Below are 2,020 nucleotides of genomic sequence, written 5' to 3' on the forward strand. Positions count from 1 at the left end.
TTCACGAGCCCGAGCACGACGAGATCGCCCTTCGCATAGACCTGCTGCCCCGAGCGCGCCGGTGCCGAAGACGACGATCATCGACCGGCCGTTGCGTTCGGGGCAGCAGGTCTATGCGAAGGGCGATCTCGTCGTGCTCGGGCTCGTGAGCTACGGCGCGGAAGTGATCGCGGAAGGCAACATTCATATTTATGCGCCGTTGCGCGGCCGGGCGCTCGCGGGCGTGCACGGCAATCTCGATGCGCGCATTTTCTGCACGTGTCTTGAACCGGAACTGATTTCGATTGCCGGGATTTACAGGACGACGGAAACACCACTCGGCCCCGACGTCCTGGGCAAGCCGGTGCAGATCTGGCTCGACGAAGAAAAATTGATGATCGAACCGCTGCGGCTGACCTGAGTGGCCTGACAAGAATCAGCCAGGCGCGCCTGATGGGGACGGCGCGCTCTCGAACAGAACGCCAGCGGATTTAATTGACGAACACAAGGTACAGGAATGGCAAAAATCATTGTGGTGACATCGGGCAAGGGCGGCGTCGGCAAGACGACCACCAGCGCGAGTTTCTCATCGGCCCTCGCGTTGCGCGGGCACAAGACGGCCGTGATCGACTTCGATGTCGGCCTGCGCAATCTCGATCTCATCATGGGCTGCGAGCGCCGCGTGGTGTACGACCTCATCAACGTGATCCAGGGTGAAGCGAACCTGAACCAGGCGCTGATCAAGGACAAGAAGTGCGAGAACCTGTTCATCCTGCCGGCATCGCAAACGCGCGACAAAGACGCGCTGACGCAGGACGGCGTGGAAAAGGTCATCAACGACCTGATCGCGATGGACTTCGAATACATCATCTGCGATTCGCCTGCCGGGATTGAATCGGGCGCGCTGCTCGCCATGCATTTCGCCGACGAAGCGTTGATCGTGACGAACCCGGAAGTGTCGTCCGTGCGTGACTCGGACCGCATTCTCGGCATTTTGTCGTCGAAGACCAAGCGCGCAATCGAGGGCAAGGAGCCCGTCAAGGAACATCTGCTGATCACGCGCTACAACCCGAAGCGCGTGAGCGAAGGCGAGATGCTGTCGCTCACAGACATCCAGGAAATCCTGCGCATCGACCTGATTGGCGTGATTCCGGAATCGGAAGCGGTGCTGCATGCATCGAACCAGGGTTTGCCGGCCGTGCACCTCGATGGCACTGACGTGGCTGAGGCGTATAAGGACATCGTTTCGCGCTTTCTCGGCGAAGAGAAGTCCCTGCGCTTTACCGATTATCAGAAGCCAGGTCTGTTGCAACGCATCTTCGGCAACAAGTAAGGGGACGCAATGTCGATTCTTTCGTTTTTGCTGGGCGAGAAAAAGAAGTCCGCTTCGGTCGCGAAGGAACGCTTGCAGTTGATCATCGCGCACGAGCGCGCGGGTGGCCAGCCGGCCGCTGATTATCTGCCGGCGTTGCAACGAGAACTCGTTGCCGTGATTTCCAAGTATGTGAAGATCTCAAGCGACGATATTCGCGTGAGCCTGGAACGTCAGGACGATCTTGAAGTGCTCGAGGTCAAGATCGAGATCCCATCGGCGTGAGATAACTCGAACGCTGATGAAAAAGCCGGAATCGATGTCTGATTCCGGCTTTCGCGTTTTTTCGGTTTATCGTTTGCGCGCCCGTGGTTGTTGAGCAGCGGCAAATTACATCAATATTCCGTTGCAGTTTAGCCATCGCGGTTACACGGGCGGTGTCGGCTAAAGCGCGGCCTCGCGCATTGATTGGGTATCGCCGCAGATTCACGGACGCGGCGAATCACTCAGGAGGCCGATCATGAAAATTCGTTTGTTAATCGCCCAGGCCGCCATTGTCATGGCCGGTGTCGCGGCTGTCGCGGGAACCGCTTCGGCTGAAGTCATCTTTTTTTACGCTCGCAAGGGCTTGTCGCAGCCTGCGCGCGGCGTGTCCGTGTGTCTGTGCGCCACCGAATGCTTCCCGGTTCGATACCACCCGGAACCAGAAGGCGAACGGCGCGCCAAGTA

4 protein-coding genes are annotated in these 2,020 nt (G+C 58.6%); all 4 read left to right on the forward strand.

The window, feature by feature from the left end; all coding sequences use genetic code 11:
* Positions 1 to 400 (forward strand): septum site-determining protein MinC (gene minC, locus ACRXB1_RS35150; RefSeq protein ID WP_449494668.1); only part of this gene is annotated, 400 nt, incomplete at its 5' end.
* A 96-nt stretch (positions 401 to 496) separates the two neighbouring features.
* Positions 497 to 1,312: a septum site-determining protein MinD gene (gene minD, locus ACRXB1_RS35155; protein ID WP_061998812.1), complete on the forward strand. Its 816-nt coding sequence runs from the start codon at positions 497 to 499 to the stop codon at positions 1,310 to 1,312.
* Between the two features lie 9 nt (positions 1,313 to 1,321).
* Positions 1,322 to 1,576, forward strand: a complete 255-nt coding sequence (minE, locus tag ACRXB1_RS35160) for a cell division topological specificity factor MinE (protein ID WP_056351927.1) — start codon at positions 1,322 to 1,324, stop codon at positions 1,574 to 1,576.
* A gap of 235 nt (positions 1,577 to 1,811) precedes the next feature.
* Positions 1,812 to 2,020, forward strand: a 209-nt coding sequence (locus ACRXB1_RS35165; protein ID WP_449494669.1) for a hypothetical protein, incomplete at its 3' end; no start/stop codon positions are given.

This window comes from Caballeronia sp. M23-90 (assembly GCF_053574605.1).

Bases quoted from the DNA above. Each gene is read 5' to 3' on its own strand.
- minE (WP_056351927.1), top strand. From the start codon at position 1,322: ATGTCGATTCTTTCGTTTTTGCTGGGCGAGAAAAAGAAGTCCGCTTCG.
- minD (WP_061998812.1), top strand. From the start codon at position 497: ATGGCAAAAATCATTGTGGTGACATCGGGCAAGGGCGGCGTCGGCAAG.